The 15,676-nt window shown below is 65.8% G+C and carries 16 protein-coding genes; 6 read left to right on the top strand and 10 right to left on the bottom strand.

Annotated elements, in window-relative coordinates; all coding sequences use genetic code 11:
- The first annotated feature begins 45 nt into the window (after positions 1–45).
- From KY496_RS23750 to KY496_RS23735, 4 genes are all read left to right on the top strand, one after another.
- Entirely contained in the window at positions 46–921 is an 876-nt protein-coding gene (locus KY496_RS23750) for an A24 family peptidase (protein WP_005668274.1), read from the top strand.
- On the top strand, positions 918–1,535 hold the full coding sequence (gene coaE, locus KY496_RS23745) for a dephospho-CoA kinase (RefSeq protein WP_219862702.1): 618 nt from the start codon (positions 918–920) through the stop codon (positions 1,533–1,535). Before KY496_RS23750 ends, coaE begins: the two co-directional genes overlap by 4 nt.
- An 87-nt stretch (positions 1,536–1,622) precedes the next feature.
- Entirely contained in the window at positions 1,623–2,378 is a 756-nt protein-coding gene (gene zapD / locus KY496_RS23740; RefSeq protein ID WP_005668270.1) for a cell division protein ZapD, read from the top strand.
- A 19-nt stretch (positions 2,379–2,397) separates the two neighbouring features.
- A complete protein-coding gene (locus KY496_RS23735) occupies positions 2,398–2,580 on the top strand; it encodes a DNA gyrase inhibitor YacG (RefSeq protein ID WP_005668268.1) in 183 nt (60 codons plus the stop codon).
- Here the strand turns inward: KY496_RS23735 and KY496_RS23730 are convergent.
- Genes KY496_RS23730 through argJ form a run of 4 tightly spaced genes read right to left on the bottom strand, consistent with a single transcriptional unit; the run spans position 2,577 to position 6,439 of the window.
- On the bottom strand, positions 2,577–3,872 hold the full coding sequence (locus KY496_RS23730; protein WP_005668265.1) for a D-amino acid dehydrogenase: 1,296 nt from the start codon (positions 3,870–3,872) through the stop codon (positions 2,577–2,579). The genes KY496_RS23735 and KY496_RS23730 overlap by 4 nt on opposite strands.
- Positions 3,873–3,901: 29 nt before the next feature.
- Positions 3,902–4,318, bottom strand: coding sequence for an NUDIX domain-containing protein (locus tag KY496_RS23725; protein ID WP_005668264.1), 417 nt, complete (start codon positions 4,316–4,318; stop codon positions 3,902–3,904).
- Positions 4,311–5,201 carry an ATP-binding protein gene (locus KY496_RS23720; RefSeq protein ID WP_005668261.1) on the bottom strand — a complete coding sequence of 297 codons (891 nt, stop codon included), beginning with the start codon at positions 5,199–5,201 and terminating at the stop codon, positions 4,311–4,313. Before KY496_RS23720 ends, KY496_RS23725 begins: the two co-directional genes overlap by 8 nt.
- A complete protein-coding gene (argJ, locus tag KY496_RS23715) occupies positions 5,201–6,439 on the bottom strand; it encodes a bifunctional glutamate N-acetyltransferase/amino-acid acetyltransferase ArgJ (protein WP_219862700.1) in 1,239 nt (412 codons plus the stop codon). The genes KY496_RS23720 and argJ overlap by 1 nt, the downstream gene beginning before the upstream one ends.
- Before the next feature lie 139 nt (positions 6,440–6,578).
- On the opposite strand from argJ, the gene KY496_RS23710 reads away from it, so the two are divergent.
- A complete protein-coding gene (locus KY496_RS23710) occupies positions 6,579–7,649 on the top strand; it encodes an N-acetylmuramoyl-L-alanine amidase (protein WP_219862698.1) in 1,071 nt (356 codons plus the stop codon).
- Positions 7,650–7,696: 47 nt separating this feature from the next.
- Here the strand turns inward: KY496_RS23710 and secA are convergent, their stop codons facing one another.
- Positions 7,697–10,483, bottom strand: coding sequence for a preprotein translocase subunit SecA (gene secA / locus KY496_RS23705; RefSeq protein ID WP_005668251.1), 2,787 nt, complete (start codon positions 10,481–10,483; stop codon positions 7,697–7,699).
- A gap of 248 nt (positions 10,484–10,731) precedes the next feature.
- On the opposite strand from secA, the gene KY496_RS23700 reads away from it, so the two are divergent.
- Positions 10,732–11,223, top strand: coding sequence for a DciA family protein (locus KY496_RS23700; RefSeq protein WP_005668249.1), 492 nt, complete (start codon positions 10,732–10,734; stop codon positions 11,221–11,223).
- Between the two features lie 79 nt (positions 11,224–11,302).
- On the opposite strand, the gene lpxC is transcribed toward KY496_RS23700, so the two are convergent.
- The 5 genes from lpxC to ftsZ all read right to left on the bottom strand — a co-directional run bounded on the left by lpxC (position 11,303) and on the right by ftsZ (position 15,568).
- Positions 11,303–12,238, bottom strand: a complete 936-nt coding sequence (gene lpxC / locus KY496_RS23695) for a UDP-3-O-acyl-N-acetylglucosamine deacetylase (RefSeq protein WP_005668248.1) — start codon at positions 12,236–12,238, stop codon at positions 11,303–11,305.
- Positions 12,239–12,331: 93 nt separating this feature from the next.
- A complete protein-coding gene (locus KY496_RS23690; protein WP_229410023.1) occupies positions 12,332–13,225 on the bottom strand; it encodes a DMT family transporter in 894 nt (297 codons plus the stop codon).
- Complete coding sequence (locus tag KY496_RS23685; RefSeq protein ID WP_219862696.1) at positions 13,222–13,671, bottom strand: GNAT family N-acetyltransferase; 450 nt, start codon at positions 13,669–13,671, stop codon at positions 13,222–13,224. The genes KY496_RS23690 and KY496_RS23685 overlap by 4 nt, the downstream gene beginning before the upstream one ends.
- Positions 13,672–13,723: 52 nt before the next feature.
- Positions 13,724–14,227: a peroxiredoxin gene (locus KY496_RS23680; RefSeq protein ID WP_219862694.1), complete on the bottom strand. Its 504-nt coding sequence runs from the start codon at positions 14,225–14,227 to the stop codon at positions 13,724–13,726.
- A gap of 141 nt (positions 14,228–14,368) precedes the next feature.
- A complete protein-coding gene (gene ftsZ / locus KY496_RS23675) occupies positions 14,369–15,568 on the bottom strand; it encodes a cell division protein FtsZ (protein ID WP_005668244.1) in 1,200 nt (399 codons plus the stop codon).
- Positions 15,569–15,676: the final 108 nt, after the last annotated feature.

The following is a 15,676-nucleotide window of genomic DNA, read 5'->3' as shown; positions in this document are numbered from 1 at the left end:
TCGATCATCGGACGGCGCCGCCTTTTCGTCTCGGACCGGATCGACATGCCCCTGGAATCGTTGTTGTTTGCGCCCCCTGCCCTGCTGGGCCCCACCCTCGTGGCCGCGCTGCTCGGCCTGCTGGTGGGCAGCTTCCTGAACGTGGTCATCTACCGCATCCCGAAGATGATGCAGCGCGAGTCCGACAACTACGTGGCGCAGGAAAGCGGCAAGGAGCCGCCGCATACCGACCGCTTCAACCTGATGGTGCCGCGCTCGCGCTGCCCCTGCTGCGGCCACCAGATCACGGCCATCGAGAACATCCCGGTCATCAGCTGGCTCGCCCTCGGCGGCAAGTGCCGCAAGTGCAAGACGCCGATCCCGGCCCGCTATCCGGCGATCGAACTATTCACGGCCGTCGTCTCGGGCCTGATGGTGTGGACCTTCGGCAGCGGCGCGGCGGGCATGAGTAGCCTGCTGTTCGCCTGGCTGCTCATCGCCATGACCTTCATCGATTTCGACACCCAGCTGCTGCCGGACGACCTGACCTACCCGCTGCTGTGGGCGGGCCTGCTCATGAACATCAACGCCACCTTCGTGCCGCTGCAGGACGCCGTGATCGGCGCCGCCGCGGGCTACCTGGTGCTGTGGGCCGTGTATTGGGTGTTCAAGCTCGCCACCGGCAAGGAGGGCATGGGGTATGGCGACTTCAAGCTGCTGGCGGCGCTCGGCGCCTGGCTCGGATGGACCGCCCTGCCGACCATCATCCTGCTGTCGTCGGTGGTGGGTGCGTTAGTGGGCATCAGCCTGATCGTGTTCGCCCGGCGCGGACGCGACAAGCCGATCCCCTTCGGCCCCTACCTGGCGGCGGCCGGCCTGATCGCCATGCTGTATGGCGCAGAGCTGGGCCGTTTCAGCGCCGGCCTGCTGGGCGGCGCATGAACACGGCGGATGGCATGGCGTTCTCGGTCGGTCTCACCGGCGGCATCGGCTGCGGCAAGAGCACCGTGGCCGAGCTGTTCGCCGGCCTGGGCGCCACGATCGTCGACACCGACGCCATCGCCCACTCTCTCACCGCCGCGCACGGCGCGGCGATGCCGGCCATCCTGGCCGAATTCGGCCCCGACTTCGCCACGCCTGACGGCGCCCTGGACCGCGCGCGCATGCGCAGCCTGGTGTTTACGGATGCCGGCGCGCGCGGCCGGCTGGAAGCGATCCTGCATCCGCGCATCCGCGACGCCACCGCCGCTGCGGCGGCCATCGCCACCGGACCGTACGTGATCTTCGCGGTGCCGCTCCTGATCGAGTCGGGAACATGGCGCGACCGGGTGTCGCGCGTGCTGGCCGTGGACTGCTCGGAAGACACCCAGGTGGCCCGTGTCATGCAACGCAGTGGCCTGTCGGACGACCAGGTGCGCGCCATCATGGCGACCCAGGTCACGCGGGCCCAGCGCCTGGCGGCGGCGGACGACGTGATCGACAACGACGACGGCCTGGAGGCCCTGTTACCCCAGGTAATACGCTTGCACGAGCGGTATCTGGCATTGAGTATGTAACAAGGTTGATGCAGTGTTTGTAATTTCGCTTCGTATGGTTCAGAATCACCAAGTTGCTTGCCAGCCTACATTCAGAGGAATGTCATTTTGATCGTCTACGAATACCCTTTCAACGAGAGGATTCGCACGTTGTTGCGGCTGGAGGACCTGTACGAGAAGTTCAAGTTCTTCGTGCAGCAGGAACACCCGATGCAGCACCATGTCGCCCTCGCGACGATCTTCGACATGCTGGAAGTGGCCGGCCGCGCCGACCTGAAATCGGACCTGCTGCAGGAACTCGAACGGCAGAAGCAATCGCTGCTGGCCTACCGCAGCAATCCCGCCGTTGCCGCCGACACGCTCGACGCCGTCCTGGCCGAACTGGACAAGGCCAGCAGCGCGCTGGTCACCAGCCAGGGCAAGACCGGCCAGAACGTGCGCGACAACGAATGGCTGATGAGCATCCGCGGCCGCACCATCATCCCGGGCGGCGCCTGCGAATTCGACCTGCCCTCCTACTACGCCTGGCAGAAGCGCCCGGCCGAGCAGCGCCATGCCGACATCATGGGCTGGTTCGGCCCGCTCGCCCCGCTGCTCGAGGCGCTGGCCCTGGTGCTGCGCCTGCTGCGCAATTCGGGCGCGCCGGTCAAGATGATCGCCGTAGCGGGCAGCTATCAACAGATGTTACAGGGTAAAATCTACCAGATGCTGCGCTTGACCCTGGACGAGTCGACGGGAGCGATCCCCGAGATCTCGGCCAACAAGTACATGCTGTGGGTACGCTTCACCACCCAGGACGGCGATTGCAAGCCCAAGCCGCTGGAAGAAGACGTGCCGTTCGACCTGACCCTCTGCAATTTCTGATTTTTGATTGGTAGTACCGATGACCGTAGTCGCCTGCCCCACCTGCGGCAAACAAGTCGAATGGATCGAAGCGAACAAGTTTCGTCCGTTCTGTTCCGAGCGTTGCAAGAAGATCGACCTGGGCGCCTGGGCCGAAGAGAAGTTCGTGATTCCGGGCGGCGCGCCGAGCGACCCGCTCGATGAACCGCCGACCGAACGTTAAACGGCGATCCCCGCCGGCGCCACCACCGGCCTGTTGCGCCGCCCATAGCGGTCCATGAACAGCCCTTCCAGCCCGATCTCGGGCTGGCGTCCCGACAGGATATCCGCCAGCACCCGGCCCGAGCCGCACGACATGGTCCAGCCCAGCGTGCCATGCCCGGTGTTCAGGAACAGGTTGCGATACGGCGTCGGTCCGATCACCGGCGTGCCGTCCGGCGTCATCGGCCGCAGGCCGCACCAGAACGAGGCCTGGCGCACGTCGCCGCCGTCCGGGAACAGGTTCGTGACCGAATGCTCGAGCGTGTCGCGCCGCGCCTGGTGCAGGCGCAGGTCGTAGCCGCACAGCTCCGCCGTGCCGCCGACGCGGATGCGGTCGCCCAGGCGCGTGATCGCCACTTTATAGGTCTCGTCCATCACCGTCGATTCGGGCGCGCCGGATGCGTCCGTGATCGGCACCGTGATCGAGTAGCCCTTCACCGGATAGACCGGGATATGGATGCCGATCTGCCTGAGCATCAGCGGAGAGTAGCTGCCCAGCGCCAGCACGAAGGCCTCGGACTTCAGTTCGCCTTTATTCGTGACGACGCCGGTCACGCGGTCGCCCTCGACGTTCAGGCGCTCGATTTTCACCTCGTGCCGGAACTTGACGCCCAGGCCCTTGGCCAGTTCGGCCAGCGCCTGGGTGAACTTGAAGCAGTCGCCGGTCTCGTCGTTCGGCAGCAGCAGGCCGCCCACGTAGTTGCCGGGCACGCGCGCCAGCGCCGGTTCGTACCGCGTGCAGCCTTCCCGGTCGAGCAGCTTGTAAGGCACGCCGGAACGCTCCAGCACCTCGGTATCGGTGTGCGCGCCATCGAGCTGCTTCTGGGTGCGAAACAGCTGCAGGGTGCCCTTGCTGCGTTCGTCGTAGGCGATGCCGGTGTCACGCCGCAGCTGGACCAGCACGTCGCGGCTGTACTCGGCCAGGCGCACCATGCGGCCCTTGTTGACCTGGTAGCTGCGGGTATTGCAGTTGGCCAGCATCTGCAGGATCCAGCGCCACTGCTGCGGATCCATCCGCGGCCGGATCACCAGGGGGCTGTGGCGCATCGCCAGCCATCGGAGGGCCTTGAGCGGCACGCCGGGGCCGGCCCAGGGCGTGGCATAGCCGGGCGAGATCTCGCCGGCATTGCCGAAGCTGGTCTCCATCCCGGCGCCGCTCTGGCGTTCGATCACGGTGACGTCATGCCCGGCCTTGGCCAGGAAATACGCCGATGCGGTTCCGATGACGCCACTGCCGAGGATGATGACCTTCACACGTTCTCCTTGAGATTGATGGTCCGCGCTTAGCGTTCCGGATACCGGACCCGGTCGAGCCACGCGAGCAGCGGAATGGTGGCCGGCAGCAGCGGGCTCACGCCGAAAGCGCCCTGCCAGGCGAAGGCCTGGCCTTCCAGGCTTTGCGGCTCCCCTAACCACTCGCGGCAGATGTAGAAATACAGGCGCACGTGGGCGTGTTCGTACACGTGCTCGACGCAGCACCAGGCGTCCCCGCTCACCACCTGCACCCCGAGTTCTTCCATGAACTCGCGCTGCAGGGCGGCGAAGATGTCTTCACCCGCCTCGACCTTCCCGCCCGGGAATTCCCAGTAGCCGGCATACGGTTTGCCGTCGGGACGCTGGCCGAGCAGGACGTCGCCGTCGGGCCGCATCAGGATGCCGACGGCGACGTCGACCGGCGCTTGATTGCTTGTTTCAGTCATTCGATGATGCATCCGGCAGCTTGCCGGCATAGTCCTTCGCGAATTGCCAGGCCACGCGGCCCGAGCGCGAGCCGCGCTGCAAGGCCCATTGCAGGGCCTCCGGGCGCGCGGCCTCGATCTGCTGGGGCGTGCAGCCGAAGTCGGCCAGCCAGTGGCCGACGATGTCCAGGTAGTCGTCCTGGCGGAACGGGTAGAACGACAGCCACAATCCGAACCGTTCGGACAGCGAGATCTTTTCTTCGACCGTCTCGCCCGGATGCAGGTCGCCGTCCTCGCCGTGACGGTAGCTGGCGTTGTCCGACATTTTCTCGGGCATCAGGTGGCGCCGGTTCGAGGTGGCGTAGATCAGCACATTGTCCGACTGCGCCGTGATGCTGCCGTCGAGCGCCACCTTCAGCGCCTTGTAGCCGGCCTCGCCCTCTTCGAACGACAGGTCGTCGCAAAACACCACGAAGCGCTCCGGCCGGCCGGCGACCAGGTCGATGATGTCGGGCAGGTCGGCCAGGTCGGCCTTGTCGACTTCGATCAGGCGCAGGCCCTGATCGGCAAAGGCGTTCAGGCAGGCCTTGATCAGGGAAGACTTGCCGGTGCCGCGCGCGCCGGTGAGCAGCACGTTGTTGGCCGGGCGGCGCGCCACGAACTGGCGCGTGTTCTGTTCGATCTGGCGCTTCTGGGCCGCGACGTGCTGCAGGTCCTCGAGCTTGATGGTCGATGCATGCAGCACCGGCTGCAGGTAGTTGCCACCGCCGGCCGGGCGCCGGCGCCAGCGGAAGGCGAAGCTGCGTTTCCAATCCGGCTCGCGCGCGCTGGCCGGCGGCAGCACCGCCTCCAGGCGCTCGAGCAGGCCTTCGGCGCGGCGCAGAAACTGGTCGAGCGGCGTCATTACGAACGATAGTCGGCGTTGATCGAGACATAGTCGTGCGACAGGTCGCACGTCCAGACGGTGGCCGTGGCGTCGCCGCGCGCCAGCTTGACGCGCACCGTGATCTCGGATTGCTTCATCACGCGCTGGCCGTCTTCTTCCTTGTAATCCGGATTGCGGCCGCCGCTCTTGGCCACCCAGACGTCGTCCAGGTAGAGGTCGAGCCTGGTCACGTCGAGGTCGTCGACGCCGGCATAGCCGACCGCGGCCAGGATGCGGCCCAGGTTCGGGTCGGACGCGAAGAAGGCGGTCTTGACCAGCGGCGAGTGCGCGATCGCATAGGCGATCTTGCGGCACTCGGCCACATCAACGCCTTCGTCGACGGTGATGGTCATGAACTTGGTCGCGCCTTCGCCGTCGCGGATGATCTGCTGCGCCAGGTTGCGCGAGATGTCGGTCACGGCTTCCTTCAGCGCCTCATAGTCGGCGCCGCTGGCAGCGTCGATCGACAGGCCGCCGGTGCCGGTCGCGATCACGATGAAGGAATCGTTGGTCGAGGTGTCGCCATCGATGGTGATGGCGTTGAACGAGTGGTCGGCCGCGTGTTTCACCAGTTCATCCAGCACCGGCTGGGCGACTTTGGCGTCGATCGCCAGGTAGCCGAGCATGGTCGCCATATTCGGCTTGATCATGCCGGCGCCCTTGCTGATGCCGGTCATCGTAACTAGATGGCCGCCGATGGTGACGGTGCGCGAGGCAGCCTTCGGCTGGGTGTCGGTGGTCATGATCGCCTCGGCGGCGTTGAACCAGTTGTCCGCCTTCAGGCTACCCGCGGCGGCGGGCAGGCCGGCCAGCAGCTTCGGCATCGGCAGCTGTTCCAGGATCACGCCGGTCGAGAACGGCAACACCTGGCCGGCCTCGAGGCCCAGTAACTTGGCCACTTCGGCGCAGGTGGCGTTGGCGTTGGCCAGGCCCTGCTCGCCGGTGCCGGCATTGGCGTTGCCGGTATTGACCACCAGCGCGCGGATCGGCGCGCCGCCGTTCTTCACGGCCTCCAGGTTGGCCTTGCTGACCTGCACCGGCGCGGCGCAGAAGCGGTTCAGGGTGAACACGCCGGAGACGGTCGCGCCCTCGGCCAGCTTCATGATCAGGACATCCTTGCGGTTCGGCTTCTTGATGCCGGCTTCGGCAAAGCCGATCTCGACGCCGTTGACGGGCTTCAGGTCGGCAGCGACTGGCAGGGGGGAATTGACGGCCATGGTGATCTCGTTGGAAAAATTGTCGAATTCGTTATTGTAACGCCAGCGCCCTGGCCATGCTGCGAGGTTTCTGCTGCACATCAACGCGCTCGGATGCCGATAGGAAAAACATGCAGGAGCAGAACCGACGGGAGCCGCCATGTCAGCATCGAACCAGATCGCGTTGAGCGCCGCCGCGCGGCGTTGCCAGCAGCATTTCCAGGATGCCGCGCTTGAATTCGACGTGCCGCCGGCGCTGCTCGAAGCGGTCGCCTGGGCCGAGTCGCGCTGGCATCCGCCATCGCCGCAGGCGGCCTCGCACCGCGGCCTGCCGCAGTCCCACGGCATCATGGGCTTGCGCGACGACCCGCATTTCGGCCGCTCGCTGCGCCTGGCCGCCGCCCTGCTCGGCATGCCGTCACGCCGGCTGGCGCTGGACACGCCCAGCAATATTCGTGGCGCTGCCGCCCTGCTCGCGCTGTATGGCGCAGGACTGACGCGCCAGTCGCCGCTGGAAGCCTGGGAAGACGCGCTGGCGCGCCTGTGCGGCATCGCGCAACGCGACGTCGCGCAAATCCACACCTACGACATCTATATGGCGATCCGCGAAGGACGCCAGGGACCGGATTTTGCGGTCACGCGCCTGCCGGTCGACCTCACGCGCATCTATGGCCAGGCCCGGCTGGACGTGCTGTCGGCACCGGCGCTGACCTTGGCCGACTACCCTGCAGCGACCTGGCTGCCGGCGGCCAGCTGCAATTACTCGAGCCGCACGCTGGCGGTCAGCCACGTGACCATCCACACGACCCAGGGCTCGTATGCGGGCGCCATCTCGTGGTTCCGCAACTGCAGCGCCGGCGTGAGCGCCCACTACCTGGTGCGCTCGTCGGATGGCCAGATCACGCAAATGGTGAAAGAAAGCGACAAGGCCTGGCATGCGGGCAGCGCCAACGGCCACACGGTCGGCATCGAGCACGAAGGCTTCGTCGAGCAGCCGGACGCCTGGTATTCGGAGCCGATGCTGATGGCCTCGAGCGCTCTGGCGCGCGCCATCCTGGCGACGCGCGGCATCGCGCCGCGGGTGTATGACGGCAGCCGGGGATGGAACGCGGTGCTGCCGGAGGCCGACTACAACGTGAAAGGCCACGTCAATCACGCCGGGCAGACGCATACCGATCCGGGCGCGGGCTGGGATTGGGAACGCTACCGGCGGATGGTGATGGACGAATGAAAACGGCCGGGTCGCCCCGGCCGTTCTGGATGCTGGCTAGTGGCTGGTTACGCCAGCTTGCCGTGGCACTGCTTGAACTTCTTGCCGCTGCCGCAAGGGCATGGATCGTTGCGGCCGACCTTCACGCCCATATAGCTGTTGTGGTCTTCGGCCGACACGGCTTCGCCGTCGCCGCTGCGGTTCGGGTTCGGATTGAGCAGCTCTTCCGGCGCGGCCGACGGGTTGAAGTCGGCGTGCTGGTAGTTGACGTTTTCCAGCTGCGCGGCCTGGGCCGCCATCGCCGCCTCGGCCGCCTCGACTTCTTCGCGCGACTGGATGCGCACGGTCATCACGGTGCGGATCACTTCGTTCTTGATCAGGTCCAGCATATTGCTGAACAGCTGGAACGCTTCGCGCTTGTATTCCTGCTTCGGATTCTTTTGCGCATAGCCGCGCAGGTGGATGCCCTGGCGCAGGTGGTCCAGCGCCGCCAAGTGCTCGCGCCAGTGGGTGTCCACGCTCTGCAGCATCACGTTGCGCTCGAAGCCGCCGAACGACTCCTTGCCCACCACGCCGACCTTGGACGCATACGAGGCGTCGGCCGCGGCCAGCACGCGCTCGAGGATGTCGTCGTCGTTCAGGTTGGGTTCGTCCTGCAGCATCTGCTGCAGCGGCACATCCAGGCTCCACTCGGACGACAGCGCGCTTTCCAGGCCCTTGACGTCCCACTGTTCCTCGACCGACTCGGCCGGCACGTAGTCGCGCACCAGGTCGGTGAACACGCCCACGCGCAGCGAGTTGATCATCTCGCTGATGTCGGTCGACTCCAGCAGTTCGTTACGCTGGGTGTAAATCACCTTGCGCTGGTCGTTGGCAACGTCGTCGTACTCGAGCAGCTGCTTGCGGATATCGAAGTTGCGGGCTTCGACCTTGCGCTGGGCCGACTCGATCGAGCGCGACACGATGCCCGCCTCGATCGGTTCTCCTTCCGGCATCTTGAGGCGGTCCATGATGGCGCGCACGCGGTCGCCGGCGAAGATGCGCAGCAGCGCGTCGTCCAGGCACAGGTAGAAGCGCGAGGAACCCGGGTCGCCCTGGCGGCCCGAACGGCCGCGCAGCTGGTTGTCGACGCGGCGCGATTCGTGGCGCTCGGTGCCGATGATGTGCAGGCCGCCGGCGTTCACCACGTGGTCGTGCAGCGACTGCCATTCGTCGCGCAGCTGCTGCGCCTGGGTGGCTTTCTGTTCCGGCGACAGGTTGCTGTCGGCTTCGATGATCTGGATCTGCTTGCCGACGTTGCCGCCCAGGACGATGTCGGTGCCGCGGCCGGCCATATTGGTGGCGATGGTGATCATCTTCGGACGGCCGGCCTGGGCCACGATCTCCGCTTCGCGCGCGTGCTGCTTCGCGTTCAGGACGTTGTGCGGCAGCTTGGCCTTGGTCAGGATGCCGGACAGCAGCTCCGAGTTCTCGATCGAGGTGGTGCCGACCAGCACCGGCTGGCCGCGCTCGTAGCAGTCGCGGATGTCGTTCAACATCGCGTTGTATTTTTCTTCCGAGGTCTTGTAGACCTGGTCCTGGCGGTCCTTGCGCTGCGAAGGACGGTTCGGCGGCACGACGACGGTTTCCAGGCCGTAGATTTCCTGGAATTCGAACGCTTCGGTGTCGGCGGTGCCGGTCATGCCCGCCAGCTTGGCATACATGCGGAAGTAGTTCTGGAAGGTGATCGAGGCCAGGGTCTGGTTCTCGTTCTGGATGCGCACGCCTTCCTTGGCCTCGACCGCCTGGTGCAGGCCGTCCGACCAGCGGCGGCCCGTCATCAGGCGGCCGGTGAATTCGTCGACGATCACGACTTCGTTGTTCTGCACCACGTAGTGCTGGTCCTTGTGGTACAGGACGTGGGCGCGCAGCGCCGCATACAGGTGGTGGATCAGCGAGATATTGGCGGCGTCGTACAGCGACGCGCCTTCGGGCAGCAGGCCCATTTGCGTCAGGATCGCCTCGGCGCGCTCGTGGCCCTGCTCGGTGAGCAGCACGGTGTGCGCCTTCTCGTCCTTCAGGTAGTCGCCCGGGACTTCGATCTTGCCCTTGCCGTCCGGGGTTTCTTCGCCGATCTGCTGGGTCAGCTGCGGCGGCACTTCGTTCAGGCGGTGGTACAGGTCGGTATGGTTCTCGGCCTGGCCGGAGATGATCAGCGGCGTGCGCGCCTCGTCGATCAGGATCGAGTCGACCTCGTCGACCACGGAGAAATTCAGGCTGCGCTGCACGCGTTCGCGCGCGTCGTAGACCATATTGTCGCGCAGGTAGTCGAAGCCGAATTCGTTGTTGGTGCCGTAGGTGATGTCGGAACCGTAGGCCTTCTGCTTGCTGTCGTGGTCGAGCTGCGACAGGTTGACGCCGGTGCTCAGGCCCAGCCAGCCGTACAGCTGGCCCATCTGGTCCGCGTCGCGCTGGGCCAGGTAATCGTTGACGGTAATGACGTGCACGCCCTTGCCCGACAGACCGTTCAGGTAGACCGGCAGGGTCGCCATCAGGGTCTTGCCCTCACCGGTGCCCATTTCGGCGATCTTGCCCTGGTGCAGGACCATGCCGCCGATCAGCTGCACGTCGAAGTGGCGCATCTTGAGCACGCGCTTGGCCGCTTCGCGGCAGACGGCGAAGGCCTCGGGCAGGATATCGTCCAGGGTCTGGCCCTTGGCCAGGCGATCCTTGAATTCTGGCGTCTTGGCTTGCAGTTCGGCGTCCGAAAGCTGCTCCATTTGTGGCTCGAGCGCGTTGATCTGACGCACGGTCTTTTGGTACTGCTTGAGCAGACGCGAGTTACGGCTGCCGAAAATCTGGGTCAGGAATGACATGCTGTGTTCTAGAAAAATACGCCGCAAAAAGAAGCCAAGATGATATCAAAGCGATAAGCACCGTCGACAGAGTTAGGCAAATAACCACCGATTTTATCATGCGATCCGGCCACACTTGGGGATCGTAGGCAGGATAACAAGTCCTGCTGAGCCAGAAACGTTATCAAACTGGCTCCGATGGCGCTGCCACGGGGCCGGATCCGCCACCCGGTCCGCCCAAAGCGCGGGCGCTGTGGTATGTTCCAAGCATGCAGCAATCTCCTCCCAAGCGTCCCTTCCATATTTTCGGGACCAGCACCCGGCAGACCTCGCACGCCGCCACCGACTTCTTGCGCGCCAACGACCGCATGGCCAGCCTGCTGCCGGCCGTCGGCCGCATGGCGCGGCTGCAGGCCGACTGCGCGGCGGCGCTGCCGGCGATCTTTCACAATTGCGACGTGCTGTCGTTCCAGGAGGGCGTCCTGACCCTGGCCGTGCCCAGCTCGGCGCTGGCGGCCCGCCTCAAGCAGCTGCTGCCGAAACTGCAAGCCACCCTGCTGCAGAAAGGCTGGCAGGTGGAATCGACCCGGATCAAGCTGCAGGTGACGCGCGCCCTGCCCGACCGGCCCGAGATGCGCACGCTCGAGCTGCCGCCGCGCGCGGTGCAGGCCTTCGAGGAACTGGCGCAATCGCTGCCAGAGACGCAGCAGAACCGCGACCTGGTGGCGGCGCTCAGGGCGCTGGCGGCGAAGCGCAAATAATCCCGCACACCGGAAAGAACAATGGCTGCGGCCCTTGCAGGACCCGCAGCCATCGTGTATTCCGTGCAGGGCGACAGGCTCAGCTCTGCGCCCACTCCCGCGTCATCTGCCGCACATAGGACGGCGGCGCCGTGCCCAGGTCGTCGAAGGTGACGATCTCGTAGGAATCCGGCTGGGCCAGCAGCGCGCGCAGCAGGTCGTTGTTGAGCGCATGGCCCGATTTGTGCGCGGTATAGCTGGCCAGCAGCGGGTGGCCCACCAGGTACAGGTCGCCGATCGCGTCCAGGATCTTGTGGCGCACGAATTCGTCCTCGTAGCGCAGGCCGTCGGTGTTCAGGATGCGGTATTCGTCCATCACGATGGCGTTCTCGAACGAGCCGCCGCGCGCCAGGCCCATGCCGCGCAGGCTCTCGACGTCTTGCATGAAGCCGAAGGTGCGCGCGCGCGCCACGTCGCGCACATAGGTGATGTCGCCGAAATCGACGGTGGCGCGCTGCATCGTGCCATCCACCGCCGGATGGTTGAATTCGATGAAGAAATCGAGCTTGTAGCCGTCGTGCGGCGACAGGCGCGCCCACTTCTCGTTGGCGCCGCTCCCCTGGCGCACTTCGACGTCCTTGAGCACGCGGATGAACTTGCGCAGCGACGTTTGCTCTTCGACGCCGGCCTGCTGCAGCAGGAACACGAAGGACGATGCCGAACCGTCCATGATCGGGATTTCCTCGGCCGTGACGTCGATGTAGAGATTGTCGATGCCGAGGCCGGCGCAGGCCGACATCACGTGTTCGACGGTGGAGACGCGCACGCCGTCCTTCATCACGACCGAGGCCATGCGCGTGTCGCCCACCACGTCGGCGCTGCTCGGGATGGCCACGATCGGATCGACGTCGACGCGGCGGAAGATGATGCCGGTGTCGGGCGCGGCCGGACGCAGGGTGAGCTCGACCTTGCGGCCCGAGTGCAGGCCCACACCCGTGGTGCGGACCAGTTCCTTGATTGTTCGTTGTTTCAGCATGCGCCGATTATAGCCCAGCGTTTACAGCGGCGCTGCCGCCCCCCTCGATTGGCGGGGCCATGGTGGCGCGGTCGCGACAGCAGCCATGCGCACTTAGGGGTGTTCCGCCTCGGCATGGTCTTTTTCGTGGCGGATCAGATACAGGCCGCTGCCGATGATGATGGCCGCGCCCACCATGGTCCAGCCGTCGGGCAGCGCGCGCCACAGCAGCCAGTCCAGGCCCACGCCCCAGGCCAGGGCCGAATATTCGAACGGCGCCACGCTCGAGGCCTCGCCGCGCGAAAACGCCTCGGTGATCGCCAATTGGCCGATGAAGCCCGACACCGCCAGGCCGCACAACAAGGGAATCTCGCTGGCGGGCAGCGGCACCCAGCCCGGCGCCGCCAGCAGGCCGGCGCCCGCCGCGATCATGACGATCAGCCAGAACACCGTGTGCTCGCTGCGGTCGGTGCGCGCCAGCACCCGCACCGTGATCGCCGACACCGCGTAGCAGGCGGCGGACGCCAGCACCGACAGGCCGCCGATGGTGAGAAAGCCCGCGCCGCTCGGGCGCAGCACCACCAGCACGCCGCACAATCCCACGCCGATGGCGAGCCAGCGCGCCAGGTTGACGCGCTCTTTCAACAGCAGCACCGACAGCGCCGTGATCAGGGCCGGCGCGATGAAGAAGATCGAATAGGCTTCGGCCAGCGACAGCTTCTTGAGGCCGAAGGCGAAGAAGGCCAGCATCAGGATGCCCAGCAGCCCGCGCAGCACGTGCATCGACCAGCGCACCTGGAACACGCCCCTGAATGCGCCGCGCCAGGCCACGTAGGCCGCGACCAGCGGCAGTGAGCACATCGCGCGCAGCGCCGCCACCTGCATCGCCGGATAACGCGCCGCCAGCAGCTTCATCGCCGTGTCCATCAGGGCGAACATGAAGACGGCGAGCAGCATCGCGTAGATGCTGTACAGGTTGCGGCCGCGCGTCGTTGCCAACCCGGTCATAGACGCTTTTCCATGAACAGGCTCAAGGGGTCGGGCCGGTAGTCGCCGAACGGCGCGCAGCGGCTGAAGCCGAACCCTTCGTACAGCGCGATCGCCGCCGGCTGGTGGATGCCGGTTTCGAGCTTTAATTCGCCCAGGCCCGCCATGCGGGCGAACATTGCCAGGTGTTCCAGGAGCTTCTTTCCGGTGCCCAGGCCGCGGCGCGCCTCGTCCACGTACATGCGTTTGACTTCGCCATAGGCGCCGCGGTTGGCCAGGGCCGCGCAGCCGACCGCCGCGCCGTCGATGTCGCGCGCCACCAGGAACAGCACGTCGCCGGCCAGCAGCGCGTCGATGTCCAGCAGGTGGTTGCTCTCGGCCGGGTACAGCGCGGCGCAATAGGCGTCCAGCTTGCCCAGCATGGCCCGGACTTCGGGCTGGTCGGGGGTTTCGGTATTGATGATCATAAGTAGGAAACGGCGCCGCAGCGCCGTTCGTCAAGTGCGGATACGACCGGGATCAGCCGAGTTTCTGCAGCATCGATTCGGCGCTCGACACGTCGACGCCCTTGACGTCGATGTCCAGGCTCTTGACCACGCCATCCTCGACCAGCATCGCGTAACGCTTCGAGCGCGTGCCCATGCCGTGGGCCGAGAAGTCGTTGTCCAGGCCCAGGGCCTTGGTGAAGGTGGCGTTGCCGTCAGCCATCATGCGCACGATGCCGGTGGCCTTCTGGTCGCGGCCCCAGGCGCCCATCACGAAAGCGTCGTTGACCGAGATGCACCAGATTTCGTCGACGCCCTTGGCGCGGATCGCATCGGCGTGCTTGACGTAGCCCGGCACGTGCTGCACCGAGCAGCCTGGCGTGAAGGCGCCCGGCAGGCCGAAGATCACGATCTTCTTGCCTTTCACGAGGTCGGCCACCTGGAAGGTGTTCGGGCCGAGCGTGCAGCCCGCGGTCTCGTTCTCGATGAATTCCGCGAGGGTGCCTTCCGGCAGGCGGTCGCCGATCTGGATGGTCATGCTGTTCTCCTGTTGATGTTTTGTGAATCTTGCCATTATCGCCGATCCGGATCGGGCGTGCTGGTCTTGCGGCCGTTTCGCGGCGACGCAAACGAAAAGGCCAGCTTGCGCTGGCCTTTTCATCGCGAACGAGCGACCGAATCAGTCGGCCTGCTTGCGCAGGAACGCCGGAATGTCGTAGGTCTCGACGCCGTTGCGCTGCATCGCCTGCACCTGCTCCGATGCCTGCTCGCGGCGCCACACGGCCGGCTGCTTCATGCCGCCCAGGGCGTCGGCGCTGGCCTTGCCCGCGGTCAGGCCGCCGGCGACGGCCGCGGCGCCCTGCATCACCGGCGCATCGTAGGTGCCGGTGCGCAGCTGCTGCTGCGGTTGCACCAGCTGGATCGACTTCTTGTTCTTGCCCAGGCCCGTCGCGACCACGGTCACGCGGATCTCGTCGCCCATCGCGTCGTCGTAGGCGATGCCCTGGGCGATCGAGGCGTCCGGCGCCGCGAAGGCGCGCACGGCGGCCATGACTTCCTTGATCTCCTTGCCTTTGAGGCCACGGCTGGCGGTCACGTTGACCAGCACGCCCTTGGCGCCCGACAGGTCGATGCCGTCCAGCAGCGGCGAAGCCACGGCCTGTTCGGCGGCGATGCGCGCGCGGTCGACGCCGGCGGCGGTCGCGGTGCCCATCATGGCCTTGCCCTGCTCGCCCATGATGGTCTTGACGTCGTTGAAGTCGACGTTGATGTGGCCCGGCACGTTGATGATCTCGGCAATGCCGGCCACCGCGTTGTTGAGCACATCGTCGGCGTGCTTCATCCAGTCGAGCATCGATTCGTCTTCGTAGATGTCTTCGAGTTTTTCGTTGAGGATGACGATCAGGGAGTCGACGTGCTTCGTCAGTTCTTCGAGGCCTTCCTCGGCCACGTCCATGCACTTCTGGCCTTCGTAGGAGAACGGCTTGGAGACCACGGCCACGGTCAGGGCGCCCATGGTCTTGGCCACTTCGGCCACGATCGGCGCGGCGCCGGTGCCGGTGCCGCCGCCCATGCCGGCGGCGATGAAGACCATGTGGGCGCCGCGCAGGGCATCCTCGATGCGCGAGCGCGACTGCTCGGCCAGCTGGCGGCCGACCTCGGGACGCATCCCCGCGCCCAGGCCGGAGTCGCCGATCTGGATGATGTTGTTGGCGCTGGAAACCGCCAGGGCCTGCGCGTCCGTGTTTGCGGCGATGAACTCGACACCGGACACACCTTTATTGATCATGTGCTGAACCGCGTTGCCGCCGGCGCCGCCGACGCCAACGACCTTGATCACGGTTCCCAGTGCTGCGTTATCGACCATATCGAACTCCATGATGAACTCCCTAATTTTCAAAATGCGGTTCCAGGGAAGAGGCCTTGGCGTTGCTGGTTCGCTGCCTCAAACCGGTAACTGCGATTGTATTTAAAAACCTTGTACCCG

It is taken from the genome of Massilia sp. NP310 (assembly GCF_019443485.1).
In the GTDB taxonomy this organism is placed as follows: domain Bacteria; phylum Pseudomonadota; class Gammaproteobacteria; order Burkholderiales; family Burkholderiaceae_D; genus Telluria; species Telluria timonae.
The sequence above is the reverse complement of the archived record's forward strand: the minus strand, read 5'-3'. Positions and strand labels throughout refer to the sequence as shown.